We start from the raw sequence: 26,258 nt of genomic DNA on the forward strand, positions 1-26,258 counted from the left end.
GACGTGAATCGTGCTCCCAATTTGGGGCGGCTGTCGAAAATTCAAGGGCTGCACAAAAATCAGAACCATCTGATTCCCATCCAAGCATTGACGCCGTGCAATTCTGGATTGTCCACCACCGGAAGAACTCTGCGACGTTCGCGCTGGCCTATGTGTGGGGCAGGCATCCTGATGCAATTGCCCCACCACCAATCGCATTCTCTCTCTGGCTGGACAATCTATTTGCTGCATACGATGCCGAGGCTTCAGGCTTGGTCGATATCTACTACACGCTAGGGGCCTCCTTCCTCTTGGTATCCCTTTGCACGTTCACGGCGTGGCGCATCTGCAAGCGCCTTCGCACCCGTTAGGCGAGCCCGCCCCGGCTGGCCTAACGGGTCGCCTTCGCGAGGCGATTGCAGACATGGCATCAAAGGATCAGCCCGCCAAGCGCCGTGCAACTGACTCGAGATACCCGCCAAGAAACGCCGGCAGCTCCGGATCGCCGCAATTGGCGACGTTAAAGCGCATCCAGGTGGTCGGCGACTGCTGCGGAGAAAACAAACTGCCCGGAGCGAGCAAGAAACCGGCCTCCTGGCCGGCAGCGGCGAACGCGTCGGCATCCACGCCGGCGTCGGCCCACAGGAACATGCCCGCGGCGGGCATCGAGAAGAGCGAAAATCCCGCATGTTCGAGCATGCGCCCACATTTGTCGCGCACGCCGTCGAGCCGCGCACGCAGGCGCTCGACATGGCGTCGATAGTGCCCTTCGGTCAGGATCTTGTAGAGCACGCGCTCGTTGAGCTCGGGCGTGGTCATGCCGATCAGCACCTTTTGATCTGCGATCGCCTGCGCGATCTGCGGCGCGCAGGCCACAAAGCCGACCCGGAGATTGGCAGTCAGCGTCTTCGAAAAACTGCCGAGGTAGATCACGCGGCCCAGTTGGTCGAGGCTCGCCAGCCGCGTCGCCGGGTAGCTCGGTGGGCATAAATCGCAATAAACGTCGTCTTCCACCACGATGAAGTCGTGTTCTTCGGCCAAACGCAAGATGCGAAACGCCTGGGCCGGCGACAGCGAGGTGCCCGTCGGATTCTGCAGCACGGAATTGATGACCAGCATTTTCGGCCGCCAGGTTTTGACAAGCGACTCCAACGCATCGAGGTCGGGGCCGTTCGGCGTATAGGGCAAACCGAGAAGTTGCGCGCCTTGCGCGGCAAAACGGCCGAACATCTGAAACCAGGCGGGATCGCCCACGATCACGGCATCGCCGGCCTGCACGTAGAGCCGGGCGATCAGATCGATCGCCTGCGTGATGCCCGAGACAAGCACGATCTGCTCGGGGGCCGCGCCGATCTCGAACTCCTCGAGCCGCGTCTGCAACTGCTGGCGCAACGGCAGAAATCCCTGCGCCGTGCCGCTTCCCAACCATTGGCCGCCGCTTTGCCGGCCCAGCGTACGCAATGCGCCGGCGACCAGCTCACCGTCGAGCCAGCGGCTCGGCAGGTAGCCGAGCCCCGGGCCTTTCTCTGGCGCGCCCGTATGAAGCGTGTTGCGCAGCAGCCAGACGACGTCGATCGGCCGTTGCGACGGCCGCTCACCCTGCACCGCCGCGCCTGCGGCCCCGCGCTCGCCCGGCACCGCGCCGGCGCGCTCGCGCACATAAAACCCGGAGCCGCGCCGGGAATCCAGATAACCCTGCGCCACGAGCCGCTCGTAGGCCTCGACGACGGTGAATCGCGAGACCCCCTTGTCTTGCGCGAGCTTGCGGATCGACGGCATTCTCATGCCGGGCCGAAAAACGCGCTCCTCGATCCGGCGCCGCGCCCATTGCACGAGCTGCTCGACGAGCGTCAGCTGTGAAGCGCCGTGCGGCGCGGGAATGAGATCGAGGGCAGTCGACATGGGGGATCCGAACTGTACCGAATAGTATCGCGGCGATTGTACCGTTACTGTGCCGGCCCAGACGATTAAAGTTGGATCCTGGCTCGATCTCCCGTGCCGCCGCCGTCGTTCGATCCGCGCGGCGCGCGCCAGTACCGTACCTGCCTTTGATCTGACACCGATGAACCACGCCTTTGCGCTCGAACTCGACCATCTCGTCGTCGCCGCCCGCACGCTCGAAGAGGGCTCACGCTTTATCGCCGATACGCTCGGCGTCGAACCCGTCGAGGGCGGCGCCCATGTCGCCATGGGGACGCACAACCGGCTGCTCGGCTTGTGGGGCGGCGCTTATCTCGAAGTAATCGCGATCGATCCGCAGGCGGGCAGCGAGCGCGCCGGCACGGACGGCACCCTGGCCCGGGCGCGTCCGCGCTGGTTCTCGCTCGACGACCCGGCCATGCAGGAGCGGCTCGCGCGCGGGCCCTACCTCGCGCATTGGGCCGCCCGCGTCCCCCGGCCGAAAGATCTCGGCCGCTGGCAGACCCAATATCCGTCGCGCATCCCGAGCGTGATCCGCATGGCGCGCGGCGAGTTGACCTGGCGGCTGACCGTGCCGGACGACGGCGCGTTTCCAAGCTGGGACGGCGCCGGCCAAGGCATCCTGCCAACCCTGATTCAATGGGACACGGCCGCACACCCCAGCTCGCGGCTGCCCGCGACGGGTTTGGCGGTCAAGCGCCTCCTGGCGCGCCACCCGCGCGCTGACGCAGTCCGCGCACAGCTCGAATGGCTCGGCGCGGCCCATTTGGTGGAGTTCGACGACACTGCGGACGCCCAAGACAGCGGACCTGCGCTCGTCGCCGAAATCGAGACGCCGTCGGGCGTGCGCACGCTCGCATAAGCGGCGCCCGCGCAACAGTCATCCATTGCTGAACCATTGATCGGAAGGAGTCGCTTCGTGACGAAGTCGCGTGAAACGCAAGGCATGCTGCTCGGGCTTATCGGCGTCATCATCTTCAGCCTGACGTTGCCGATGACGCGCATCGTCGTCGAGCAATTTCACCCATTGCTGAATGGCCTGGGGCGCGCGCTCGCGGCCTCCGTCCCTGCCGCGATCCTGCTCGCCTGGCGCCGCGAGCGCCTGCCCAACCGCGCCCAGTTGAAAGGCCTGGCCGTGACGGCGCTTGGCGTGATCGTGGCCTTCCCCGTGTTTTCTGCATGGGCGATGAAAACGGTGCCCGCCTCCCACGGCGCCCTCGTCAATGGCCTGCAGCCGTTGTTCGTGGCCATCTACGCCGCCTGGCTCTCGCGCGAGCGGCCCTCGCCCGCATTCTGGGCCAGCGCGGCGCTCGGTAGCGCGCTCGTCGTCGCCTATGCGCTGCACGCCGGTGGCGGCTCACTGCAAGCGGGCGACCTGCTGATGCTGGCGGCCGTCGCGGTCGGCGCGCTCGGCTATGCCGAAGGCGCGCGTCTCGCACGCGATCTCGGCGGCTGGCAGGTGATCTGCTGGGCGCTCGTGCTGGCAGCGCCCGTCCTCGTCGTGCCCGTTGCCTGGCTCGGCTGGCAGCAGCACCTGCAGCACCCGGAGCCGGTGGCGCTGCGCACGTGGCTCGCGTTCGGCTACGTCTCGCTGTTTTCCCAATTCATCGGCTTTTTCGCCTGGTATGCGGGACTCGCCATGGGCGGCACCGCTCGCGTGGGACAAGTCCAGCTGTTGCAGATATTCTTCACGATCGCGTTCGCCGCACTGTTTTTCGGCGAAACTGTCGCGCCTTCCACATGGATGTTCGCCGCCGCCGTCATCGCCACGGTCGTGCTCGGCCGCAAGGCGGCCGTTCGCACCTACGCAACGCCGGCGCCCGCAACGGACCGACTCGCGCGATAATCGCGCTTCTCGCCGCGAAACATTTACCGGTGTTTCGGTACCGACGACGAAAACCGACTCAACCACCATCGAGGACTAAGGAGACATTTCATGGATCACAGCGATCTGCCGCATATGAATTGGCGCATTTCCGAGCGCGCGCGCAAACTTACGAGCTCCGCCATCCGCGAGATCCTGAAAGTCACCGAAAGGCCTGAAGTCATCTCGTTTGCGGGCGGCCTGCCCTCGCCGGCAACGTTCCCTGCCGAACGCATGCGCGAGGCGTCGGAGCGCGTGTTGCGCGACTCGCCGGCCGCCGCGCTTCAGTACAGCGCGACCGAAGGCTATATGCCGCTGCGGGAATGGGTCGCGGCGCGCTATTCGAAAGACGGCGTCACGATTCGCCCGAGCCAGGTGCTCATCGTCACGGGCTCGCAGCAGGCGCTCGATCTGCTCGGCAAGGTCCTGATCGACGCGGGCAGCCCGGTGCTCGTCGAAACACCGACGTACCTGGGCGCGCTGCAATCGTTCTCGATGTACGAAGCGGATTACGTGCAGGTCCCCACCGATGAGAACGGTCTCATCCCCGAGGGCCTGACGCCCGAATTGACCGCGGGCGCGCGTCTGCTTTACGCGCAGCCGAATTTTCAAAACCCGACGGGGCGCCGCCTGCCGCTCGAACGCCGCCGCGCGCTGGCCGCATTCGCGCGCACGAGCCCCTTCCCGGTGATCGAAGACGATCCCTATGGCGCGCTCGACTATGCCGGCGCGCCGTTGCCGACGCTGCTGTCGATGGCGCCCGACCACGTCGTTCATTGCGGTTCGTTTTCGAAAGTGCTCGCGCCGGGCCTGCGCATCGGCTACATCATTGCGCCCGAGGAACTCCATTTCAAACTCGTGCAAGCGAAGCAAGCCACCGATCTGCACACGCCGAGCTTTACCCAGCGCATCGTCCACGAGGTCGTCAAGGACGGTTTCCTCGACGAGCACGTCCCGTCGATCCGCGCACTCTATCGCGACCAATGCGCCGCGATGCTCTCTTCGCTCGAGCGTCATATGCCCGAGGGCGTCAAGTGGAATCGCCCTGAAGGCGGCATGTTCGTCTGGGTCAACCTGCCCAAACACGTCGACACGATGAAGCTGCTCGAAGCCGCCGTGGCCGACAACGTCGCGTTCGTGCCAGGCGGCCCCTTCTACGCGCACGAGCCCGATCTCAGCACGCTGCGCCTTTCGTTCGTCACCGTGCCGCCGGCGCGCATCGATGAAGGCGTCGCGCGTCTGGCCAAGCTCATTCGCGAACGTCTGTAAGCACCCGGGCACCCGCGAAGCTGAACGCCATTGCACGCGGGTGACAGAGCAAGCACTACGCGACTCCCAAGCGAACCCTGACGAGTCACCAAGCCACACCCTAACTTCAACGTTCAAGGAACTGACTGACATGGCAACTCCCAACGTCTACGACAAACTCAAGGCACTCGGCATCGAGCTGCCCAACGCCGCCACGCCGGCCGCGGCCTACGTCATGTCCGTGCAAACGGGCAACACTGTCTTCTTGTCGGGCCATACGGCAAAGAAGGACGGCAAGCCGTGGGTCGGCAAGCTGGGCGCGAACATGACGACCGAGGAAGGCAAGGTCGCAGCGCGTTCGGTGGCTGTCGATCTCATCGCAACGCTGCATGCGCAGCTCGGCGATCTGAACCGCGTCAAGCGCATCGTCAAGGTGATGAGCCTCGTGAACTCGACGCTCGAATTTACCGAGCAGCATCTCGTCACGAACGGCGCGTCCGAATTGTTCTTCGAGGTGTTCGGTGACGCCGGCAAGCACGCGCGTTCGGCATTCGGCGTCGCCCAGATTCCGACCGGTTCGTGCGTCGAAATCGAACTGATTGCGGAAGTCGCCTAAGTCAAGCGGAGCTTGCCGATGAACGCGCGTCAGGTTCGCTTCAAGCAGGTCGATGTGTTTGGTCACACGCCCTTCAAGGGCAACCCGCTGGCCGTCGTCTTCGATGCGGACGGCTTGAGCGGGCAGGACATGCAAACGATCGCCCGCTGGACCAACCTGTCCGAAACGACGTTCATCTGCCGCCCGACCGATCCCGAGGCGGACTATCTCGTGCGGATCTTCACGCCCGTCTACGAGATGCCTTTCGCGGGCCATCCGACGCTGGGCACCGCGCACGCGTTGCTCGAAAGCGGTTACGTGCCGCGTCGCGCCGGACGGCTCGTCCAGCAATGCGGGGTCGGGCTCGTCGAGCTCGCCGTGCACGAAGACGGCTCGTTGGCGTTCGTCGCGCCGCCAGCCCGCATCGCACCGCTCGACGCCGACGAATTGCAGTTGCTCAAGTGCGCGTTGCGATGCGATGGCATCGGTTTCATAACCCGTCCGCCGTGCCGTATGGACAACGGTGCGACCTGGCTGACGATCGGTGTCGATTCGCCGCAGGCCTGCCTCGCCATTCAGCCCGATCCCGCCCTCACGTGGCAAATCATGCAAAAAACGGGCATGTCCGGACTCGCTTTTTATGCAGCACACGCGCCGGACGGCCCGGCGACCCTCGAAGTGCGCTGCATTGTCGTAGACGGCCCGTTCGATCTCTACGAAGATCCGGTCACCGGTAGCGCCAACGCAGGGATTGCCTGCCTGCTGGCAGCGCGGAACCAGCGGCCCGGTGCAAGTTACTCGGTGCGGCAGGGCACGGCCATCGGGCGCGACGGACGCGTCACCGTCCATTACGGCGAAGACGGCAAGATCTGGGTAGGCGGCCGCTCGGTGACGATCGTCGACGGCACTGTCCGGCTCGGCTAAGCCGGAATCGTTTCAGTCCGCACGAGGCGGTTTCATGGCGCGGGCAAGCGCGCATCCTTCTTCACGTTCCCATCTATCGGCGCTTTTCGAGCGCCGTCGGAATAGACATTCAGCCTATCGAGACCTCGCAGGATCAATGCTTGCAGCGTCCCGCTACCGGTCTCGCTCGCCTTTTCCCTCTGTCTGCGCCGCGCCGCGGGGGTTTCGCCGCTACCGAAGCAACGAAACGCGAATATCATTGCCGAAAGCGTGCCCGTCGCGACAAACGTTTACCCCCTAAACCGGCGCTATCTTAATTTTTATCCATTCAGTAATATCCTCGATGAGGAGCGTCCGCGACCGAAGCGGCCCGCCCTAAACCAGTCAACGATGAACTTCGCCCGGCTCCACTCGACGAGAGACCCCCGCAGCAAGCCCGATGCCGCGGGCTCGCGCCGTCGCGCCCTGATCGCGATCCCGGTGCTGGGCGTGCTTGTGCTCGCGCTGCTGTGGACGGTCATTTCCGCGCGCCTGTCGGTGGAGCGGGACTCGACTTACCGTGAAGCGACGGCTTCTGCGGCGATTCTTTCGTCCGCGCTCGAGCAACACACGGTCAAGGCGATCCACCAGGTCGATCAGATCACGCGTTTCGTCAAGTACGAGTTCGAAAAGAGCCCTGAGCATTTCGACCTCACCAGCACGGTCGAAAAAGGCGTCGTGCAAAGCGATACGCTCGTGCAGGTCGCCATCATCGACGAGCGCGGGATCCTCGTCGCCAGCACGGCCGAATCGAACCCCGCGCCGATCGATCTGTCCGATCGCGAGCACTTCAAGGTTCACGAGCACGAGAACGACGACCAGTTGTACATCAGCAAGCCCGTGCTCGGGCGCGTCTCGCATCAGTGGACGCTGCAGATGACGCGTCGGTTGAATCATGCCGATGGCTCGTTCGCCGGTGTCGTGGTGGTGTCGGAGGATCCGAGCTACTTCACGAGCGACTTCTACAACAACGCAGCGATCGGCAAGGACGGCGTCATCGCCGTGATCGCCGACAACGGCGCCGTGCTCGCGCGCCGCACCGGCTTGGCGCGCACCCCGGCTGGCGCATTCTCGGCCAGCGGCACCTATCCGATCTCCGAGCACGTTTCGGGGACGATGGTCGATCCCATCGATCACATCAAGCGCATCGTTTCCTATCGGCACATCGACGGCTATCCGATGGGCGTGCTCGTCGGGTTGTCGGAAGCGGAGGAATTTGCCGACTATAACCACACGCGCAACGTCTATCTGTTGATGGCGAGCTTCATCTCGCTTGCCATGCTGGCCTTTTTCGCCGTCGCCACGGGCTTGATCGGCAAACTGCTAGGCCGCGAGCGCGAGATGACGCACCTCGTCGAATACGATCTGCTCACGGGCCTGCGCAATCGCTACGCGACGCTGCAGGGCTTGCGGCGCGACGTCGGCGATCCCACCAACGTCGGGCGCCTCGCCATCCTCTTCATCGATCTCGACAACTTCAAAACCGTCAACGATACGCTCGGTCACAATGCCGGCGACATCGTGCTGCAGATGACGGCTTCGCGGCTGTCCGACGCCGTCGGCGCCGCCGGTGTGCTCTCGCGCATCGGCGGCGACGAGTTCGTGGTCGTGCTGAAAGGCGGCGACGTCGAGCGACAGGCCGTGCAGCTGGCCGAAAGCGTGCGCGAGACGTTCGAGCATCCGTTCGATGTGCGCGGCACGTCGTTCGTCTTGCACGCCAGCATCGGCATCGCCCTCTACTCGGTCGGCAGCGAAAGCGAAATCGATCTGCTCAAAAAGGCCGACCTCGCCATGTACAGCGCGAAGGACGCTGGCAAGAATTGCTATCAGTTCTATTCGCCGCATCTGTCGCATCGTGCCGATCACCTGATGCAATGGGAACAGCAACTGCGCGTCGCGCTTGGCGAAAATCAGCTGTTCCTCGTCTATCAACCGAAAATCGATCTCGCCCGGCGCTGCATCACCGGCTTCGAGGCGCTCGCACGCTGGAATCATCCGCAGCAGGGCGTCATCTCGGCAAGCGAATTCATTCCGGTGGCCGAGTCGACGGGCCTCATCGTACCGATCGGCGAGTTCGTGATTCAAACGGCTTGCCGGCAACTCGCCGAGTGGCAACGCGACGGCTACGAGTCGCTTTCGCTCGCCGTCAACGTCTCGGCCGTGCAGTTCTGGCGCGGCGATCTCTACGAGACGATCTCACGCGCGATCGAGGAGACGGGCATCCCGGCTCACAGGCTCGAGCTCGAGATCACCGAGACCGCGATGATGGAGTACCCGGAACTCGTTTCGGAGAAGATCGTAGCGTTGAAGCGACTGGGCGTCAGCATCGCGCTCGATGATTTCGGCACCGGTTATTCGTCCTTGTCGTACCTGAACCGGTTCTCCGTCGATACGCTCAAGGTCGATCGATCGTTCGTGCAGGCGATCCCGGCTGACCGTAGCGTCTGCGTGATGGTCTCGGCGATCGTCAACCTCGCGCGCTCGCTGGGGTTGACCGTTGTCGTCGAAGGCACGGAGACCGAAGAACAGATCGCGTGGCTCTCGGCCCTTGGCAGCATTCAAGCGCAAGGCTTCCTTTTCTCGCGCCCCGTCCCCGCGGACGGCATCGCCGCGCTGCTCGAGCGCTTCGGCGTCTGCGACACGCGCGAGCCTTTCGGCGCGCACGGAAAGAGCAAGAAGAATACAAGCAAACAGTCGGCGTAACGACGCGCGCCGGCCACCAACGGAGCACGGAGACAACGAAGGACAGCTCAGATGAGCGATGCCAGCACGAAACGAAGGCCTTCTGCGCGCACCGCCAGCACCGCTGCAACCGTGGAGGAGCGGTCGCACGGATCCACGGCGCGTCAAAGCGGACCCGAATCGTTATGGACGCTGTTTCGCGTCATCTTCGCGTTATCGGCGCTTTCGTGGGGCGGGCTCGCGCTGATGGCGCAGCTCGAGTTGCATTACGTCGAACGCGAGCGCCGCTTCACCCCGGTGGAGTACTCCGATTTGGTCGCGCTGGCATGGATGACGCCGGGCGCCGTCGGCTGTAACGTCGCCGTGCAAGTCGGCTACGCGCTGCGCGGAAGCATCGGCGCATGGGTAGCCGGCTTCGCCTCCGTGCTGCCGTTCTTCTGCACGATGACGGCGTTCGCCACCTTCTATCAGGCGCCATTCATACGCGCCCTCGCAACGCCGGGGCTGATCGACCAATTTGCGATCGTGCTCGCCGCGCTGATCGGCCTTACCTGGTACCGGCAAACGCGCGCGCTCGTGCATGAACCGCTCGAATGGGCTTCGGCCACTATAGCGTGCCTGGTGCTGTTGACAGTCCATGGCACGGCCGCATTCGTCCTGCTGCTGGCCGGCTCGTTCGCCGCAGGATGGATCGCGAGTCCGGCGCGCGGCGGCAAATTGAAAGTCTCGCTTTCATTCGCCGATAAGCTCGTCGTGCTGGCGCTCATCGCGCTGATCGTGCTATTTGCCACGCCGCTGTCGCCCTACTATGCCACTCGCCTGATCTGGCCGCGGCTCGCCGGTGCCGGGGTGACGTTATTCGGCGGCGGGTTCTCCGCGCTGCCCGTTCTGAAAGCGCTGTTCGAGGCGCCAGGGCTCGGGGTCAGCGCGCGCGAGTTCACGCTGGCGTTCACGCTTTCACCCGTTTCGCCGGGGCCGCTGTTGAACGTCGTGCCGTTTCTCGGTTATCTCGTGCAAGGATGGCCCGGTGCCGTTGAAGCGACCTGCGCGCTGTTCATCCCGTCCGGGATACTGATTGTGTTCGCACGGCGTCATACGCACCGTCTGCTCGAAACGCACCAGCGCTTCGAGCACGGCATGCGCATGCTGCGTGCCGCCACCACGGCGTTCTTGCTGACTGCCGTGGTACGGATCGGCGAGCACACCCCGCATGAGGCGGCCTATCTCGTCACGGCGGCTTTCGCGCTGGTATGCCTTGCCCGCTTCAAGATGCCCGTGTACGCGGTCTATGCGATCGTCGCCGTCGTGTTCGGCGCGGCGCATCTGCTTGGATTTCGATGAACGGCGGCAGACAGAGCGCGCAGCCTGACTACGCGTAGCCGAGCACGCCGATGGCCGCGCCGGCGGCGATCAGCCAGAGCGGGTTGAGCCGCGTGCTCAGCCCTACTGCAACCGTTGCGATCGTCAACGCGACCGTAGCGATCGAATGATCGGCGCCCTGCGCGAGCGTCGCGCCCGTTGCCATCAGCAGACCGATCGTCACCGGCGCCAGCGCCCGGCGAATGATCGTCATCCAACGAGCATCGCGGTGCGCGCCCGTATAGTGTTCGAATGCGAGCGCACAGAGCGAGGACGGACCGCACATCGCCAACGTCGATACGAGCGCGCCCGCGAACCCCGCCACCTGCCAGCCGAACAGCGCGACGAACAACACGTTCGGCCCTGGCGACGCCTGCGAGATGGCGAACAACGCCGCGAATGTCGTATCGTCGATCCAGTGATTCTGTTCGACGAGAAATCGATGCATCTCCGGGATGACCGCCGTCGCTCCGCCGAACGCGATGGCCGACACGAGCGCGAAGCGCCAGGCGAGTTCGATCAGAATCATCGCTGCGCCCTCCATTCAACGACGAGCGCGGCAGGAATCAGCACAAGCATGACCCAGCCGAGCGGCAGATGGAGGATGCCGACGGTCGTCAACGACAGGAGGCCGAAAACCAGCCCACGCACGGTGCGCGGTTGGCTCTGAGCGAGCTTTACGCCCGTCATCAGCACGAGCCCTGCAGCCACCGCCATCATGCCGCGCAACGCGCCTTGAACCGTGGCGAGCGCGCCGAAGCGGTGATAGAGCGCGCCCAGTGCGAGCACGATGAAAAACGGCGCGAGCAGCAAACCCATTGCCGCGGCGAGCGCGCCGCGCAAGCCGCAATGTCGATAGCCGACGATCACGGCGATATTGCAGATATTGGGTCCGGGAAGGATTTGACCGACGGCGAGCAACTCGGCGAACTCGCGATCGTCGAGCCAGCGCCTGCGATCGACGAGCATCCGGCGGGCCCAGGGCATGACGCCGCCGAAGCCGTAGATGCTCATCTCGGCAAATGTACGAAACAGCTCCGACGCCGAAACGCGCGCCGAGCGGCGCACCTCGGGGGGCGCGGCGGCGGAAGAGTCGCGGGGGTTCATCGTCTGATTGCCCGTAAAGCCTGCAGTATCGCGCAAGTGGCCCTGCAAGCACCATTAATGCAACGAACGGTAATCGTTGCATTCGCAACGATCCTTCGGCTGGTTGCCGCGCCGCGTTCGGCCGGGGTTGCCGCCCCGGTTACCTTCGATCAGAACCCGCGCGAGAGCACCGCCAGTGCGATCGCGACAACGCCGAGCACGAGATTGAGCAGTACGAGCCGGCGCATCGTATCGACGGCGCGCGCCCCGTCGGGCCAGCGCTGCGCCTGCACGGCACGGCGGATGCGCGGAAACACGGCGAATCGAACGTGGCCGAAGATCAGCATCATGACGACGCCGGCCGCCGCCATTGCATGGATCTGCCACGGCGCCCGGGCGCCGCCGAAGCGCGACATCAGGAAACCACCCGAAATCAGGATCGCAATCACCGCCGCACCGATCCAGTTGAAGAACCGTGAGAACACGGCCTCGATCAACGGCAGGCGAAGCTGCGGGGAGACATCCCCAAGCGCAGGGCGCAGACAGAAATGGGCGAACACCATGCCGCCCACCCACACGGCAACGAAGGCCAGATGCAGAAACAATGCAACGTCGATCGCGATCGACACGGGGGACATAGGACTCTCCAAAGGCGGGCTGTGTTAACAGTTGTTGTTCGGTTGTTGTTCGGTTGTTGCTTTGTTTATGCTTCGTCGTTGCTTGGCCGCTGCGGCGGCTCATCCGGCGAACGGCACGCGCCAGACGCCCGCGCGCGCCGCCGGTTCTGCCCAGCCTCAATCGAGCGCAGGGCGCAGTGAGGCGATCTTCAAGCGCGTATCGGGCGTGCGTCCGCGCCGTGCGCGTTTGCCAATGTGCGGCGCAAGTTGCGCAGCCCCGAACTTTTCTTCTTGCGGTTTGCCGCCGCGGCCCGTGCCGAGCAGAACAACGCCGGCCGGCCCGATCGCCAGCGCCTGTACGAGCTTTTCGCCGTCGTCGAGCCCCATGAGGATGATGCCGCGGCCACCCGCGCTGAGCTGCTTCATCTCATCGAGGCCGAACACCGCGAGACGCGACGACCCCGATAGACACGCAACCTGCGTCGCTTGCGGCAACACAGGCATCGGCGCAAGCGGCTGCGCACCCTCGTCGATCGTCATAAACGACTTGCCGGCCTTGACCCGGCTGACCATATCGCCGACGCGCGCGATAAAGCCGTAGCCGTTGCTCGACGCGAGCAACAGTTGTTGCTCCGCGTGGGCGGCGTAGTAGTGCATCAGATGCGTGCCCGCTTCGAGCTCGATCAGCGAAGTGACCGGAACGCCGTCGCCGCGCCCGCCCGGCAACAGCGTGACAGGCACCGAATAAACGCGCCCCTTGCTGCCCCATGCGATCAGCACGTCGGGCGTGCGACATTGGAACGCGGCGTAGAGACTGTCGCCATCCTTGAACGTGAAGCCGGCCACGTCGAGCCCATGGCCCTTGAGCGCACGCACCCAGCCGCGCTGCGAGACCACGACGGTTACGGGCTCGTCGACCACGCGGGCTTCGAACGTCGCACGCTTTTCCTGCTGGATCAGCGTGCGACGTTCGTCGCCGTACTGCTTCGCATCGGCTTCGATCTCCTTGATGATCTGGCGCTTCATCGCCGATTCGTTCGCGAGCAGGTCCTCGAGCCTGGACTTCTCCTCACGCAGCGCTTCAAGCTCCTTCTCGATCTTGATCTTCTCAAGCCGGGCAAGTTGACGCAGCCGGATTTCCAGGATGTCGTCGGCTTGCCGTTCGCTCAAACCGAACGCGCTCATGAGCGCTGCCTTCGGTTCTTCCGATTCGCGAATGATGTGGATGACCTCGTCGATATTGAGGAAGACGATCATCCGCCCTTCGAGGATGTGGATGCGGTCGTCGACCTTCGCGAGCCGATGGCGCGTGCGGCGCGTCACCGTCGTAAAGCGGAAGCCGATCCACTCTTGCAGGATTTCGAGCAGGCCCTTCTGTCGCGGCCGCCCGTCCGCGCCGATCATGACGAGGTTCAACGCGGCGTTCGATTCGAGGCTCGTATGCGCGAGCAGGGAATGGACGAACTCGGTTTGATCGATGCGACTCGACTTCGGTTCGAACACGATTCGTACGGGCGCATCCTTGCCCGACTCGTCGCGCACGGCGTCGAGCAGCCCCAGCATCGCCTGCTTCGTCTGCAGTTGTTCCGGCGTCAGCGATTTCTTACCGAGCTTGAGCTTCGGATTCGTGAGCTCCTCGATTTCCTCGAGCACTTTCTGGCAAGACGTGCTCGGCGGCAACTCATTGACGACGAGCTGCCACTGACCACGCGCAAGCTCTTCGATCTTCCAGCGCGCCCGTACTTTGAGGCTGCCGCGACCGGCTTCGTAAGCGGCGGCGATCTCGGCCGCGCTCGAAATGATCTGCCCGCCACCGGGGAAATCGGGCCCGGGCACGATCTCCATCAGCTCGGCGTGCGTCATCTTCGGATGACGAATCATCGCCACGGCGGCTTGCGCGACCTCGCGCAGATTGTGCGAAGGGATCTCGGTCGCGAGGCCAACGGCAATGCCCGATGCGCCGTTGAGCAGCAGGAACGGCAGCCGCGCGGGCAACAGCTTCGGCTCTTGAAACGAGCCGTCGTAGTTCGGCGAGAAATCGACCGTCCCTTCGTCGATCTCATCGAGCAGCAGCTTCGCGATCGGCGTCAGCCTGGCTTCGGTGTAGCGCATGGCCGCCGCGCCGTCGCCGTCGCGCGAGCCGAAGTTGCCCTGGCCGTCGATCAGCGGATAGCGCATCGAAAAACCCTGCGCGAGACGCACGAGCGCGTCATAGGCCGATTGATCGCCGTGCGGGTGATATTTGCCGAGCACGTCGCCGACGACGCGGGCCGACTTTACCGGCTTGGCCTCGGCGCCGAGCCCCATTTCGTTCATCGCGAACAGAATGCGGCGCTGCACGGGCTTTTGGCCATCGCAGACGTCGGGCAGCGCCCGGCCTTTGACGACGCTCACGGCGTAGTCGAGATAAGCGCGCTCGGCGTAGTGGCCGAGTGTCAGAGACTCGCCATCGGGCGCGGCGGCCGGTGCGAACAGATCGTCTTGTTGATCCATCGAAAATGTTGTCCGTATTCAGAAGACCAAAGGAGAAGCGCCTGGTTTAGGGCCGATGCGACCTTCGAACACTGGCATGGCGGCGATGCACGCCGCTCGCCTCGCGCACGACCCTGGCGGTGCCTGCCTCAAATGTCGGCTTCGACTTCGTTGCCTTTCTCTTCGAGCCAGCTGCGCCGCGCCGCCGCTTCGCCCTTGCCCATCAGCATCGTCATGCGCGAAACCGTGCCGTCGTATTCGAGCTCGCCGAGTGCGATCGGCATGAGCCGCCGCGTGTCGGGGTTCATCGTCGTATCCCACAGTTGCTCGGCACTCATTTCGCCGAGCCCTTTGAAGCGGCTGATCGACCATTGCGTTTCGCGCACGCCGTCCTTGCGCAGCTTGTCGAGCGTGGCTTCGAGCTCGCCTTCATCCAGCGCGTAGAGCTTTTGCGCGGGCTTCTTGCCGCGCGCAGGCGCATCGACGCGAAACAGCGGCGGCCGCGCGACGTGGACGTGCCCGCGTTCGATCAACTGCGGGAAATGCTTGAAGAACAACGTCAGCAGCAACACCTGGATATGCGCGCCGTCGACGTCCGCGTCGGACAGGATGCAGATCTTGCCGTACCGCAGATTCGATAGATCGACATTGTCGTCGGGGTTATGCGGATCGACGCCGATCGCCACCGAGATGTCGTGCACTTCGTTGTTCGCAAACAGCCGGTCGCGCTCCGTCTCCCACGTGTTGAGGACCTTGCCGCGCAACGGCAGAATCGCCTGGAATTCCTTGTCTCGGCCCATCTTGGCCGAGCCGCCGGCCGAATCGCCTTCGACGAGAAACAGCTCGTTGCGCGAGATGTCGGTCGATTCGCAATCGGTCAGCTTGCCGGGCAGCACAGCCACGCCCGAACTCTTGCGCTTTTCGACCTTTTGTCCGGCGCGCGTACGCGCCTGCGCCTGCTTGATGACGAGTTCGGCGAGCTTCTTGCCGTGCTCGACATGCTGATTGAGCCACAATTCGAGCGCGGGACGGGCGAACGACGAAACGAGCTTGACCGCGTCGCGGCTGTTCAGGCGCTCCTTGATCTGGCCTTGGAACTGCGGATCGAGCACCTTGGCAGACAGCACGAACGACACGCGCGCGAAGACGTCCTCCGCCAGCAGCTTCACGCCTTTGGGCTGCAGGTTGTGCAGCTCGACGAAACTCTTGACCGCCTGGAACAGCCCGTCGCGCAGACCCGATTCGTGCGTGCCCCCTGCCGGGGTGGGAATGAGGTTCACGTACGACTCGCGCTGCAGCGGGCCTTCCTCGCTCCAGGCGACGACCCAGGCAGCGCCTTCGCCTTCGGCGAACGCATCTTCGTTCGCACGCGCGCTGTCGGCGTAGCGCTCGCCCTCGAACAGCGGAATCAGGAGTTCGCTGCCCGCCATGCCTTCCAGCAAATAGCCGCGCAGGCCATCCTCGTATTTCCAGCTTTGGCGCTCGCCCGTCTTCTCGTTGACGAGCACGACCTCGACGCCCGGCAACAACACGGCTTTCGAGCGCAACAGCCGCTGCAGTTCGCCAAGCGGCAGATTCGCGGAATCGAAGTACTTCGGATCGGGCAGCGCGGTGACGCGTGTACCCGAGCGCTTCTCGCCGCGTTCGGCCGGCCGCACGGTGAGCGGCGCTTTGACGTCGCCGTGCGCAAAGCCGACGTGCGCGACTTTGCCCTCACGCCAAACCGTCACATCGAGCCGCGACGACAATGCGTTCGTGACCGATACGCCGACGCCGTGCAGGCCGCCCGAGAACGTATAGGCGCCGCCCGCCGCCTTGTCGAACTTGCCGCCCGCATGCAGACGCGTGAAGACGATCTCGACGACGGGCACGCCTTCCTCGGGATGCATGCCGAACGGAATCCCGCGCCCGTCGTCGTCGACGGAGACCGATTGATCGGCATGCAGCGTAACGGTGATCTGCCGGCCGTGGCCGCCGAGCGCTTCATCCGAGGCGTTGTCGATCACTTCCTGGATGATGTGCAGCGGATTTTCGGTGCGCGTGTACATGCCCGGCCGCTGCTTGACCGGCTCGAGCCCTTTGAGCACCTTGATCGACGCCTCGCTATAGGCGGTGCTTGGCTTTTTCGTGGACATGGTTGGGGGCGCCTGGCCTCGTGTTGGTCGTTGTCCACAGCGCGTGTGGATATCCGCGTGGACAAAGCGTTGAAAGGTCAAAAAAAGCGAATCGAAACAATGAAAGCGGCTGGCGTGCCCGCGAAGCGGGCGCGGCCGGCGGCTCTGGATGCTCGTCCGTCCTGGTCGCGGCGTATTTTACTGGTTTCGTTTGATGCGGCAATTCGGTTGCCCGGCCTATCGGTGAGGCGGCCGATCCTCCGAGCGGCCTATCCTCCCGGTTCGGCGGCCCCTGCGGCGGCCTCTTTGCCGGGGGCGACCCAACCTCCGGCCGTCCCTCGGGCAGGCCGTCTCATCGGCGGGCCTGCCCGCGCGCTCGCGTCATTTGCGCTTCGCTTCAAGCGCCTCCCACCGCTCCAGCGCGGCGAGCAGTTCATCGTCGATCGCGGCAAAGCGCTCGGTCAAACGCGCCCCTTCCTTCGCGTCGCGCGCGAAGATCGACCCATCTTCGAGCTGCGCACCGATGGCTTTCTGCTCGGCTTCGAGCGCCGCGATCGCATCGGGCAGCGCCTCCAACTCGCGCTGCTCCTTGAACGAGAGCTTGACGGTACGCTGGGCATTGCGCCCCGCGGCGCTTTCCTTGGGCGCCGACTCGCGCGGCGCGGCCTTCGGGGCGTTCCTGGCCGCCGCTTCCTGCGCCAGACGTTCGGCGCGCGCGCTCTGCGTCTGCCAGTCGGTGAAACCGCCGACGTACTCGCGCCATTGTCCGGCACCTTCCGAGGCGATCACGGAGGTCACGACGTTGTCGAGAAACGCGCGATCGTGGCTGACGAGGAGCACCGTGCCGTCATACTCGGACAGCAGTTCCTCGAGCAACTCCAGCGTGGGAATGTCGAGGTCGTTCGTGGGTTCGTCGAGCACAAGCACATTGGCGGGCCGCGCAAACAGACGCGCGAGCAAAAGCCGATTGCGCTCGCCGCCCGAGAGCGACTTCACGGGCGAGCGCGCACGCTCGGGCGCGAACAGGAAATCGCCGAGATAGCTCATCACGTGCTTGCGCGTGCCGTTGACCTCGATCCAATCGCTGCCGGGACTGATCGTATCGGCAAGGCTCTTTTCCGGGTCGAGCTGCGCGCGCATCTGATCGAAGTAGGCCACCTGCAGATTCGTGCCGACGCGGACGGTGCCTTCGTCGGGCGCGATCTGGCCGAGGATCAGCTTGAGCAAGGTCGTCTTGCCCGCGCCGTTCGGACCGATGAAGCCGATCTTGTCGCCGCGCATGACCGTCGTGGTGAAGCGATCGACGACCGTGCGCTCGCCAAACCGCTTCGTCACGTCGACGAGTTCGGCGACGATCTTGCCCGAACGCTCGCCCTGCCCCACGTCGAGCTTCACATTGCCTTGCACGTTGCGGCGCTCCTCGCGCTGACGCCGCATTTCGACGAGCCGCGCGATGCGACCGACACTGCGCGTGCGGCGTGCTTCGACGCCCTTGCGGATCCACACTTCCTCTTGCGCGAGCAGTTTGTCGAATTTCTCGTTCTCGACGCGCTCGACTTCGAGCTGTTGCGCCTTCCGGGTCTGATAGGCCGAGAAATTGCCGGGATACGAGAGCAGCCGGCCGCGATCGAGTTCGACGATGCGCGTGGCGACGCGATCGAGAAAAGCGCGATCGTGCGTAATGAACAGCAGACCGGCGCGCGAGCCGACGAGCAGGTCTTCCAGCCAGCGAATGCCGTCGAAATCGAGGTGGTTCGTGGGTTCGTCGAGCAGCAGCACATCGGGATCGACGACGAGCGCCTGCGCCAATGCGACGCGCTTTTGCATGCCGCCCGACAGCGCGCCAACGCGGGCGTCGCCGTCGAGATTCAATTGCGCGATCGTCGTAGCGACGCGCGTACGCCAATTCCAGGCGTCGGTTGCGTCGAGCGACGATTGCAGCGTGTTCATGCGCGCGAGCAGCGCGTCGTGCTCGGGTCCTTCCGGTGTGGCCGCGAGCGCATGGGCCACGGCGTCGTATTCTTCGAGCGAGGCGCGCACGGGTGCGAGACCGCCGGCGACGGCATCGAACACCGAAGCCTGCGCGTCGAACTCCGGTTCTTGCGGCACGTAGACGGTGGACAAATCCTGCTGACGCGTGACGAGTCCGTCATCGGGCTGCATGAGCGCGGCGACGATCTTGAGCAGGGAAGACTTGCCCGCCCCGTTACGGCCGATCAGGCCGACGCGTTCGCCGGCTTCGAGCGAAAAGTCGGTGTGATCGAGCAGCGCGACGTGGCCGAACGCGAGCTGCGCGTCGACGATTGAGTAAAGCGACATGAAAGAGCGCGCCTGCAATAAACGAAACGTCCATTGTACCGGCCGCGCTGCGATTGCCGGCTCACGCCGTCCGTTCGGTACAATGCAGCGTTTTTTGGGTTGGAACTTGGTTAGTAAGCGGGGTGGGACGCTGTGAGCGAAGTGATCGAATACAAGAGCTGGGTTTGCCTGATTTGCGGCTGGATCTACAACGAAGAAGAGGGGCTGCCTGACGAAGGCATCGCGCCCGGTACACGCTTCGCCGATATTCCCGACGATTGGCGCTGCCCGCTATGCGACGTCGGCAAGGGCGACTTCGCGGTGGTCGAGTTCTGAACGGCCGGCTGATCGGATCGCTGGGCGCCGATCGCTGAGCGCCGACGCAATTTTGCGCGCATGAGCGCACCGGTAAGCGCGTCGCCTTTGCTATACTCTGCGCGCGCCGGTGCATTCGGGCTCCTCGCCCGACGAGCCATCCTCCCCGTAGTTCAATGGATAGAACAAGTGCCTCCTAAGCGCTAGATACAGGTTCGATTCCTGTCGGGGGGACCATCGCAAGCTCGCCTTGCTGGCCGCACAGCCATTCGCGAAGGGGCGTCTCATCGGCCGCCTCATCGCCCGCCGTTTGATCGAAACGGACGAACAGGCTTCGATTGACCGATTCAGCCAGCCGACGACGAATTTGAAATGGCAGCGCCACACATTTGATTCGCAATACAAACGCAGAGGCGGACAAAGTTCCAGCCGTCGCCGGGTCGGAGCAACGCCGTGTTCCGCGCTTGTATTCGACCATTGCCCACCGGACAACGCTGTCCACCTCAAAAACCGGACAAACCGCACCGTGCTAGCATTCCCCAGTCACGAAAGCGCGTTATGAACCCGATTACAGCTCATCGATTCGACGAGGAATTCGCGCCGCACATTGCGCAGGCAGTCAAAGCCGTCGTCGGCCCCAACGCCGATGTGCAACTCCAGCCTTACGGCGGCCCCGGCCGTCCGACCACACTGAAAATCACGGCGCCGAGCTCCGAGCGCGTGCGCGGCACGCGCCATCCGCTCAATCTGCATTTGACCTGGGATGAATGCGAAATCGCCTCGCTGATGGCGCAACACGGCCCGCAGCGATTCGCTCACTATCTGGACGCCCTGCCGCGCAAACTGCGCGCATGGCAGCTCGCACGCGATTTCGACTTGGGCACGCGCTCGCAAGCCGAACCTGTCGTCTTGCTAGGCAATCTCGATCTGGAAGGCTGACACGCCTGCCACCGGCAACCACACGAACGGGACGCGCTCACTGAGCCGCCGCCGCGGGCGCGGCGACAGCACGGCTAGTGTCGGTGATGAACCCGATCGAGCCAATGATGCGCCTGCATCCAGCGCATCAGATCGGCCAGAGGATGATCGGTGCGGTAACGCGTCGACAAGGCGAGCGCGGCGCAGGCGAACAGCGCCAGCACAAGTATCAAACCGATCGATGAATCGAACATGATGGTCTCCGCGATCGTCTCGATAGTCCCATTCTAGGCGCGCTCGCGCCGTTCGCGAATGTGCGCCGCCGCACGAAATGCATCGCGCCTGCGATAATCAGAACCCCCTCCCACCGATTCACCACAAGGAGCCGCTGTGAGCGCGCCGACTTCCTCTTCCGCCAACGCAATTCGCCGCGTCGCCTTTATCGGCCTCGGCGTCATGGGCTATCCGATGGCCGGCCATCTGGCCAAAGCCGGGTTCGACGTCACCGTCTACAACCGCACCTCTGCGAAAGCCGAAGCATGGGTCGCCGAGCACGGCGGCCGCGCCGCCCGCACGCCCCGCGAAGCTGCCGACGGCGCCGAACTCGTGCTCGCGTGCGTGGGCAACGACGACGACCTGCGCAGCATCGCGTTAGGGCCGGACGGTGCGTTCGCGGGCATGGCGCGCGGCGCGTTATTCGCCGATCACACCACGGCTTCGGCCGGCGTCGCACGGGAGCTGGCCCAGGCTGCCGGCGCCCTAGGCATCGCGTTCATCGACGCGCCCGTCTCGGGCGGGCAAGCCGGCGCGCAAAACGGCAAGCTGACGATCATGTGCGGCAGCGACGACGCAGCGGCGTTCGAACGCGCCGCCACCGTTCTGAACCACTATGCGGTCGCCGTCACGCATCTGGGCCCGGCCGGCGCCGGCCAATTGACGAAGATGGTCAACCAGATCTGCATCGCCGGCCTCATGCAGGGCCTGTCCGAAGCGATCTACTTCGGCGAGCGCGCCGGACTCGACATGCCGCGCGTGCTCGACGTCATCGGCAAAGGCGCGGCCGCCAGTTGGCAAATGGACAATCGCGGCCGGACCATGATCGAAGACCGGTACGATTTCGGTTTCGCCGTCGACTGGATGCGCAAGGATCTCGGCTTCTGCCTCGAAGAAGCCAACCGCAACGGCGCTCCGCTGCCGGTCACGGCGCTGATCGATCAGTACTACAGCGACGTGCAGGCGCTCGGCGGCAATCGCTTCGATACGTCCAGCCTGATCTGGCGGCTGCGCAAACTGCGCGAACGCCAGTGACGCGACACCCCGCTTTGTGGCGCCGAGACGATCGAACCGCGGTGATACACTCGGCTCGCATGCCGCACCGCGGCGCATCGCGCTGCACCGTTGACCCCGTCAAGAACAAGGAGGCATCCGATGGCTGAATTCAGAATCTGGTCAGACGACTTTCCCATCAACGGCTTCATGCCGAAGGCTCAGGAATGCAACGACAAGGCATTCGGCGTCGACGGCACCGGCGGCAATCAGTCGCCGGCACTGCAATGGGAAGCGCCGCCCGAGGAAACGAAAAGTCTCGCGCTGACCGTGTACGATCCCGACGCCCCGACCGGCAGCGGTTTTTGGCACTGGGTCGTCGTCAATATTCCGGCCGATACGCGCTCGTTGCCGCTCGGCGCGGGCAAGGCCGACGGTAGCCTGCTGCCCGCCGGCGCGATTCAGGTTCGCAACGATTACGGCACGCAGGGATTCGGCGGCGCAGCGCCGCCGCGCGGTGACAAGCCGCATCGCTATATCTTTCGCTTGCATGCGCTGAAGGTCGATCATCTGCCGATCACGCCCGAGACGACCAATGCGGTTGCCCGCTTCATGACGCATTTGAACGAGATCGATTCGACCACTTATACGGGCCTCTACGAGCTGAAGTAAGCGCATGCCACCGGGCGATGCGGGGCACTCCCCGCGTCGTCGCCAAGGACCGCCGGGGCCGGCGGTACGCTCGTTGCGCGCACAACGACGCCGGCTCCCCCCGCCGCAGCTCGCCCGCCAGCGCATCGAGGGATTCGCGCATAGAATGCGAGGGTTTGTCCCCGCTGCCACCCGAGTCGCTCCCGATGGAAGTAGAACAAGGCCTCCCCCTCCCTCAACGCTATTGGGCGATTGTGGTCATCGCGCTCGGCATCACGCTGGCGGTTCTCGACGGCGCCATTGCCAACGTCGCCCTGCCGACGATCGCGCGCGACCTGCGGGCCAGCCCCTCCTCGTCGATCTGGATCGTCAACGCCTACCAGCTTTCGATCACGATCTCGTTGTTGCCGCTCGCCTCGCTCGGCGATCGGATCGGCTATCGACGCATTTATACGGCGGGGCTCGCTTTATTCACGATCGCCTCGCTCGGCTGTGCGCTCGCGACCTCGTTGCCCGTGCTCGCGGCGGTGCGCGTCGTGCAGGGCTTCGGCGCAGCCGGCATCATGAGCGTCAACACAGCGTTGGTCCGCACGATCTACCCGCCCACCCAGCTTGGCCGCGGCGTCGCGATCAACGCGATGGTCGTCGCCGTGTCGTCGGCCGTCGGGCCGACCGTCGCTTCGGCCATCCTGTCGGTCGCGAGCTGGCCGTGGCTCTTCGCGATCAATGTGCCGATCGGCATCGCTGCGGTCGTCGGCGCGATGCGCGCGCTGCCCACCAATCAAGGACACCAAGCGCCCTACGATTTCTTGAGTGCGGCAATGAACGCGGTCGTATTCGGCCTGCTGATCTTTACGATCGACGGGCTGGGCCATGCGGAGGCAGCGGGCTGGCTCGTCGTCCAGGCGCTCGTTCTGTTGGTCGTCGGCTACGTGTTCGTTCGGCGCCAACTGACGCAGGCTGCGCCGCTGCTGCCGATCGATCTGCTCAAGATCCCCGTTTTCGCGTTGTCGATCGCGACTTCCGTCTGTTCGTTCTGCGCGCAGATGCTGGCCTACGTGTCGCTGCCGTTTTTGTTTCAGAACGTCTTCGGCTTCGACCAGGTCCAGACGGGCTTGCTCATCACGCCCTGGCCTTTCGCGATTATCTTTGCCGCACCGCTCTCGGGCGTGTTGTCGGATCGGTACTCGGCCGGTGCGTTGGGCGGCATCGGGCTGCTCGCCCTGACGCTCGGCCTCGCGCTGCTCGCCACGCTGGGGCCGCACCCGAGCGCGTTCGCCATCACCTGGCGGATGGCGCTGTGCGGCGCGGGCTTCGGTATCTTCCAATCGCCCAATAACCGGCAGATGCTGTCGGCTGCGCCACGCGAGCGCAGCGGCGGTGCGAGCGGGATGCTCGGCACCGCACGGCTGACCGGGCAAACGATCGGCGCAGCGCTCGTCGCGCTGATCTTCGGCGTGTCGGCCGAACGCGGCCCCATACTCGCGCTCGTCACCGCGGCGGGTGTCGCCGGCGTCGCGTCGATCGTCAGCCTGATGCGCCTACGCACGCCCAGTCGCATCGACTGATGCTTATCCGCGCGAGATCGGGCGCGGCGCGACAGCTTCGACGCGCCGGCCGTCTCCGCGCAAGGCGCTATTCCTTCGTCCCAGCCGCGCGCACCTTCAGGCGATTCTTCACCTGATGCACGCCGTCGATGCCCTCGACCACCTCCTGAGCACGCGACTTCTCATCGCTGGTCGGTACCGAACCGGTCAGCCAGACGGTGCCGCGTCGCGTCTTGACGTGGATACGCGTCGATTTGACGTCCTTGGCCGCCATCAACGCGGCTTTGGCCTTCGTGGTGATCGTGCCGTCGCTGATGTGCTGGCCGAGCGACTCGGAACTGCCGGACGGCGCCGAGGCCGCCGACGATTCCGTGGTCTGGGCCGTCACGCCACCGGCGAATGCGAGGGACACAACGATCGTGGCGATTTTGAGAACTGGGAGCGTCTTCACGATTTCTCCTGCTCAAAGATGGAAGGGATTGCCGAAGCACGGATAGCGGATGCGCAACGATGCGCAACTGGATCGGAAAGAGATACCTACCGGCCGCAGGCCCGCCCCCGACCCACCGCAATAGTCGTGCCCCCTTTACATCGCCGCGAGATGCCCTCGCAGCAAAAGGGTCGGACGCAGGCGCAGCAAAGCGCGCCTCGCTTTTTGCACTGCGCCCTGTAAAAGCTGCCGCCGCCGCGCTCGCCAGGCACATTCCTGGCAGGAATGAATCGGGCCAACACCGCGCGGGGCAACGCTTGGTACGGCCATTGCTTAAAAGCTAGGACTATTCCACTGGACATTTCGTTATGCCGCCCACTCTCGAACTGCGCAGCAAACAACACGTCGCGCTGACTCCGCGTCTGCAACAATCGGTGCGTCTGCTGCAGTTGTCGTCGCTCGAGTTTCAGCACGAACTGCGTCAGGCGCTCGACAACAACCCATTTCTCGAATACGACGACCCTATCGTCGAGGAAACCGAAACGGGTCCGAACGGCACGCACGAGCGCGATGGCAGCACATTGGAAGCCGGCGTCGCGACCGACGCAGCGCCGACCGCCGAGTCAGCCGATTCAGCCGACTCGTATGACGGCGTCGGTGTCGATACCGTGAGCAGTTCGCCCGCGGACGATCCCACCGGCGATTTCGGTCAGGATTGGACGACGCGTAGCGCCTCGCGCAACAACGGCGATTCGGACGACGTCGATCCCGGCGCCTGGGCACACGCCCAACCTACGATGCACGAGCATCTGCACAGCCTCTTGCATCTGTATCCGCTCAGCGAGCGCGATCGGGCAGCCGCTCAGATCGTTATCGAAGCGCTTGACGACGACGGCTACCTGCGCGAACCGCTCGACGAGTTGGCCGCCTCTTTCGAAGCCGATCCGCCGCTCGGCGAAGAGGAATTGCGGGTCGCACTGCGGCTCGTGCAGACGCTCGACCGTCCCGGCGTCGGCGCACGCTCGCTGTCCGAATGCCTGAAGCTGCAATTGGACGTCATGCCGGCGGAAACGCCGGCACGCGATATCGCTTGCGAAGTCGTTGAACATCATCTCGAACGACTGGCGCGACGCGAACATGCCGAACTGCAAAGGCAGCTCGGGTGCTCGGCCGAAGAGTTGCGCAAGGCATGCGCGCTCGTGCGTCGGCTCGATCCGAAACCGGGCCAGTTCTACTCGCGGGCCGACGACAACTACGTGATCCCCGATGTCATCGTGCGTCGCGTCAAAGGACGTTGGGTAGCCACAATCAACCCGGCCGTGCTGCCGCGAGCGCGAATTCATCGCGTCTACGCCGAGCTGTTCGCACAGTCGGGCGGAGCCGGCTCGCCGCTCGGTCAGCAACTGCAAGAAGCGCGTTGGCTGCTGCGCAATGCCGAACAACGCTTCACCACGATCCAACGCGTCGCGCAGTGCATCGTCTCTTATCAAAAGGCGTTCTTCGACTACGGCGAAATCGCACTGAAGCCGCTCGTGCTCAGCAAGCTTGCCGAAGAACTGGGCCTGCACGAATCGACGGTGTCGCGCGCATCGAGCAACAAGTACATGGCCACGCCCCGCGGCATCTTCGAGTTCCGCCACTTCTTCCCGCGCGAACTTGCGACCGAGACGGGCGGGCGCTGTTCTGCGGCGGCCGTGCGGGCGCTGATCAAAGAGATGATCGATCAGGAAGACGCGCGCAATCCGCTGTCCGATGTCGCGTTGGCGAAGATGCTCTCGCAGGAAGGCATGATCGTCGCGCGTCGCACGGTAGCGAAGTATCGCAATCTGCTGAAGGTGCCGCCCGCGCAACTGCGGCGTCAGGCTTAGCGCATCGTGGTGATGGTCCGCGAACGGGCGATCGCTGGTTGATCGCCCGTTCGGGAGCGGAAACGAGAAAGGGCCGGCGCTACGCCG

At 64.5% G+C, this 26,258-nt stretch carries 22 protein-coding genes and 1 tRNA gene; 14 read left to right on the forward strand and 9 right to left on the reverse strand.

The window, feature by feature from the left end; translation table 11 throughout:
- Positions 1 to 417: 417 nt before the first annotated feature.
- Positions 418 to 1,881, reverse strand: coding sequence for an aminotransferase-like domain-containing protein (locus C0Z19_RS16255; protein WP_102610872.1), 1,464 nt, complete (start codon positions 1,879 to 1,881; stop codon positions 418 to 420).
- Between the two features lie 160 nt (positions 1,882 to 2,041).
- On the opposite strand from C0Z19_RS16255, the gene C0Z19_RS16260 reads away from it, so the two are divergent.
- The 7 genes from C0Z19_RS16260 (at position 2,042) to C0Z19_RS16295 (ending at position 10,571) form a co-directional block, all read left to right on the forward strand.
- Entirely contained in the window at positions 2,042 to 2,761 is a 720-nt protein-coding gene (locus C0Z19_RS16260; RefSeq protein ID WP_102610873.1) for a VOC family protein, read from the forward strand.
- An 84-nt stretch (positions 2,762 to 2,845) separates the two neighbouring features.
- Positions 2,846 to 3,745 (forward strand): DMT family transporter, encoded by a 900-nt coding sequence (locus tag C0Z19_RS16265; RefSeq protein WP_102610957.1) that lies wholly within the window; start codon positions 2,846 to 2,848, stop codon positions 3,743 to 3,745.
- Between the two features lie 90 nt (positions 3,746 to 3,835).
- On the forward strand, positions 3,836 to 5,032 hold the full coding sequence (locus C0Z19_RS16270; protein ID WP_102610874.1) for an aminotransferase-like domain-containing protein: 1,197 nt from the start codon (positions 3,836 to 3,838) through the stop codon (positions 5,030 to 5,032).
- 130 nt (positions 5,033 to 5,162) lie between these two features.
- The gene (locus C0Z19_RS16275; protein ID WP_102610875.1) at positions 5,163 to 5,627 is read left to right on the forward strand and encodes a RidA family protein; all 465 of its coding nucleotides are present in this window, start codon (positions 5,163 to 5,165) and stop codon (positions 5,625 to 5,627) included.
- 18 nt (positions 5,628 to 5,645) lie between these two features.
- On the forward strand, positions 5,646 to 6,530 hold the full coding sequence (locus tag C0Z19_RS16280) for a PhzF family phenazine biosynthesis protein (protein ID WP_102610958.1): 885 nt from the start codon (positions 5,646 to 5,648) through the stop codon (positions 6,528 to 6,530).
- Positions 6,531 to 6,899: 369 nt separating this feature from the next.
- The gene (locus tag C0Z19_RS16290) at positions 6,900 to 9,251 is read left to right on the forward strand and encodes a bifunctional diguanylate cyclase/phosphodiesterase (protein WP_102610877.1); all 2,352 of its coding nucleotides are present in this window, start codon (positions 6,900 to 6,902) and stop codon (positions 9,249 to 9,251) included.
- 51 nt (positions 9,252 to 9,302) lie between these two features.
- Positions 9,303 to 10,571: a chromate transporter gene (locus tag C0Z19_RS16295; RefSeq protein WP_102610878.1), complete on the forward strand. Its 1,269-nt coding sequence runs from the start codon at positions 9,303 to 9,305 to the stop codon at positions 10,569 to 10,571.
- Between the two features lie 28 nt (positions 10,572 to 10,599).
- Here the strand turns inward: C0Z19_RS16295 and C0Z19_RS16300 are convergent, their stop codons facing one another.
- The 6 genes from C0Z19_RS16300 to C0Z19_RS16325 form a co-directional block, all read right to left on the reverse strand.
- A complete protein-coding gene (locus C0Z19_RS16300; RefSeq protein WP_102610879.1) occupies positions 10,600 to 11,133 on the reverse strand; it encodes a chromate transporter in 534 nt (177 codons plus the stop codon).
- Positions 11,115 to 11,696 carry a chromate transporter gene (locus C0Z19_RS16305; protein WP_102610959.1) on the reverse strand — a complete coding sequence of 194 codons (582 nt, stop codon included), beginning with the start codon at positions 11,694 to 11,696 and terminating at the stop codon, positions 11,115 to 11,117. The genes C0Z19_RS16300 and C0Z19_RS16305 overlap by 19 nt, the downstream gene beginning before the upstream one ends.
- A gap of 149 nt (positions 11,697 to 11,845) precedes the next feature.
- Positions 11,846 to 12,304 carry a CopD family protein gene (locus C0Z19_RS16310; protein WP_102610960.1) on the reverse strand — a complete coding sequence of 153 codons (459 nt, stop codon included), beginning with the start codon at positions 12,302 to 12,304 and terminating at the stop codon, positions 11,846 to 11,848.
- A 165-nt stretch (positions 12,305 to 12,469) separates the two neighbouring features.
- Positions 12,470 to 14,785 (reverse strand): DNA topoisomerase IV subunit A, encoded by a 2,316-nt coding sequence (gene parC, locus C0Z19_RS16315; RefSeq protein WP_102610880.1) that lies wholly within the window; start codon positions 14,783 to 14,785, stop codon positions 12,470 to 12,472.
- Between the two features lie 128 nt (positions 14,786 to 14,913).
- The gene (locus tag C0Z19_RS16320; RefSeq protein WP_102610881.1) at positions 14,914 to 16,899 is read right to left on the reverse strand and encodes a DNA topoisomerase IV subunit B; all 1,986 of its coding nucleotides are present in this window, start codon (positions 16,897 to 16,899) and stop codon (positions 14,914 to 14,916) included.
- A 360-nt stretch (positions 16,900 to 17,259) separates the two neighbouring features.
- Positions 17,260 to 19,197, reverse strand: coding sequence for an ATP-binding cassette domain-containing protein (locus C0Z19_RS16325; protein ID WP_102610882.1), 1,938 nt, complete (start codon positions 19,195 to 19,197; stop codon positions 17,260 to 17,262).
- A gap of 132 nt (positions 19,198 to 19,329) precedes the next feature.
- Between C0Z19_RS16325 and C0Z19_RS16330 the strand changes: the two genes are divergently transcribed.
- The 3 genes from C0Z19_RS16330 to C0Z19_RS16340 all read left to right on the forward strand — a co-directional run bounded on the left by C0Z19_RS16330 (position 19,330) and on the right by C0Z19_RS16340 (position 20,430).
- Complete coding sequence (locus C0Z19_RS16330) at positions 19,330 to 19,512, forward strand: rubredoxin (RefSeq protein ID WP_102610883.1); 183 nt, start codon at positions 19,330 to 19,332, stop codon at positions 19,510 to 19,512.
- A 141-nt stretch (positions 19,513 to 19,653) separates the two neighbouring features.
- Positions 19,654 to 19,728 (forward strand) — tRNA-Arg (locus C0Z19_RS16335).
- 321 nt (positions 19,729 to 20,049) lie between these two features.
- Positions 20,050 to 20,430, forward strand: a complete 381-nt coding sequence (locus C0Z19_RS16340) for a DUF5594 family protein (protein ID WP_102610884.1) — start codon at positions 20,050 to 20,052, stop codon at positions 20,428 to 20,430.
- A 74-nt stretch (positions 20,431 to 20,504) separates the two neighbouring features.
- On the opposite strand, the gene C0Z19_RS28255 is transcribed toward C0Z19_RS16340, so the two are convergent.
- Positions 20,505 to 20,663, reverse strand: coding sequence for a hypothetical protein (locus C0Z19_RS28255; RefSeq protein ID WP_158242998.1), 159 nt, complete (start codon positions 20,661 to 20,663; stop codon positions 20,505 to 20,507).
- Positions 20,664 to 20,799: 136 nt separating this feature from the next.
- Between C0Z19_RS28255 and C0Z19_RS16345 the strand changes: the two genes are divergently transcribed.
- The 3 genes from C0Z19_RS16345 to C0Z19_RS16355 all read left to right on the forward strand — a co-directional run bounded on the left by C0Z19_RS16345 (position 20,800) and on the right by C0Z19_RS16355 (position 23,894).
- Complete coding sequence (locus C0Z19_RS16345) at positions 20,800 to 21,717, forward strand: NAD(P)-dependent oxidoreductase (protein ID WP_102610885.1); 918 nt, start codon at positions 20,800 to 20,802, stop codon at positions 21,715 to 21,717.
- A 120-nt stretch (positions 21,718 to 21,837) separates the two neighbouring features.
- A complete protein-coding gene (locus tag C0Z19_RS16350) occupies positions 21,838 to 22,347 on the forward strand; it encodes a YbhB/YbcL family Raf kinase inhibitor-like protein (RefSeq protein ID WP_102610886.1) in 510 nt (169 codons plus the stop codon).
- Between the two features lie 185 nt (positions 22,348 to 22,532).
- The gene (locus C0Z19_RS16355) at positions 22,533 to 23,894 is read left to right on the forward strand and encodes an MFS transporter (protein WP_102610887.1); all 1,362 of its coding nucleotides are present in this window, start codon (positions 22,533 to 22,535) and stop codon (positions 23,892 to 23,894) included.
- Positions 23,895 to 23,961: 67 nt separating this feature from the next.
- Here C0Z19_RS16355 and C0Z19_RS16360 read toward each other — a convergent pair whose 3' ends face one another.
- On the reverse strand, positions 23,962 to 24,324 hold the full coding sequence (locus C0Z19_RS16360) for a BON domain-containing protein (protein WP_102610888.1): 363 nt from the start codon (positions 24,322 to 24,324) through the stop codon (positions 23,962 to 23,964).
- Positions 24,325 to 24,671: 347 nt separating this feature from the next.
- On the opposite strand from C0Z19_RS16360, the gene C0Z19_RS16365 reads away from it, so the two are divergent.
- On the forward strand, positions 24,672 to 26,171 hold the full coding sequence (locus C0Z19_RS16365) for an RNA polymerase factor sigma-54 (protein WP_102610889.1): 1,500 nt from the start codon (positions 24,672 to 24,674) through the stop codon (positions 26,169 to 26,171).
- Positions 26,172 to 26,258: the final 87 nt, after the last annotated feature.

The organism is Trinickia soli (genome assembly GCF_002879855.1).
In the GTDB taxonomy this organism is placed as follows: Bacteria; Pseudomonadota; Gammaproteobacteria; order Burkholderiales; family Burkholderiaceae; genus Trinickia; species Trinickia soli.

Coding starts and splice junctions, on each gene's coding strand:
- C0Z19_RS16255 (WP_102610872.1), bottom strand. CDS start 1,881: ATGTCGACTGCCCTCGATCTCATTCCCGCGCCGCACGGCGCTTCACAG.
- C0Z19_RS16260 (WP_102610873.1), top strand. CDS start 2,042: ATGAACCACGCCTTTGCGCTCGAACTCGACCATCTCGTCGTCGCCGCC.
- C0Z19_RS16265 (WP_102610957.1), top strand. CDS start 2,846: ATGCTGCTCGGGCTTATCGGCGTCATCATCTTCAGCCTGACGTTGCCG.
- C0Z19_RS16270 (WP_102610874.1), top strand. CDS start 3,836: ATGGATCACAGCGATCTGCCGCATATGAATTGGCGCATTTCCGAGCGC.
- C0Z19_RS16275 (WP_102610875.1), top strand. CDS start 5,163: ATGGCAACTCCCAACGTCTACGACAAACTCAAGGCACTCGGCATCGAG.
- C0Z19_RS16280 (WP_102610958.1), top strand. CDS start 5,646: ATGAACGCGCGTCAGGTTCGCTTCAAGCAGGTCGATGTGTTTGGTCAC.
- C0Z19_RS16290 (WP_102610877.1), top strand. CDS start 6,900: ATGAACTTCGCCCGGCTCCACTCGACGAGAGACCCCCGCAGCAAGCCC.
- C0Z19_RS16295 (WP_102610878.1), top strand. CDS start 9,303: ATGAGCGATGCCAGCACGAAACGAAGGCCTTCTGCGCGCACCGCCAGC.
- C0Z19_RS16300 (WP_102610879.1), bottom strand. CDS start 11,133: ATGGAGGGCGCAGCGATGATTCTGATCGAACTCGCCTGGCGCTTCGCG.
- C0Z19_RS16305 (WP_102610959.1), bottom strand. CDS start 11,696: ATGAACCCCCGCGACTCTTCCGCCGCCGCGCCCCCCGAGGTGCGCCGC.
- parC (WP_102610880.1), bottom strand. CDS start 14,785: ATGGATCAACAAGACGATCTGTTCGCACCGGCCGCCGCGCCCGATGGC.
- C0Z19_RS16320 (WP_102610881.1), bottom strand. CDS start 16,899: ATGTCCACGAAAAAGCCAAGCACCGCCTATAGCGAGGCGTCGATCAAG.
- C0Z19_RS16325 (WP_102610882.1), bottom strand. CDS start 19,197: ATGTCGCTTTACTCAATCGTCGACGCGCAGCTCGCGTTCGGCCACGTC.
- C0Z19_RS16340 (WP_102610884.1), top strand. CDS start 20,050: ATGAACCCGATTACAGCTCATCGATTCGACGAGGAATTCGCGCCGCAC.
- C0Z19_RS28255 (WP_158242998.1), bottom strand. CDS start 20,663: ATGTTCGATTCATCGATCGGTTTGATACTTGTGCTGGCGCTGTTCGCC.
- C0Z19_RS16350 (WP_102610886.1), top strand. CDS start 21,838: ATGGCTGAATTCAGAATCTGGTCAGACGACTTTCCCATCAACGGCTTC.
- C0Z19_RS16355 (WP_102610887.1), top strand. CDS start 22,533: ATGGAAGTAGAACAAGGCCTCCCCCTCCCTCAACGCTATTGGGCGATT.
- C0Z19_RS16365 (WP_102610889.1), top strand. CDS start 24,672: ATGCCGCCCACTCTCGAACTGCGCAGCAAACAACACGTCGCGCTGACT.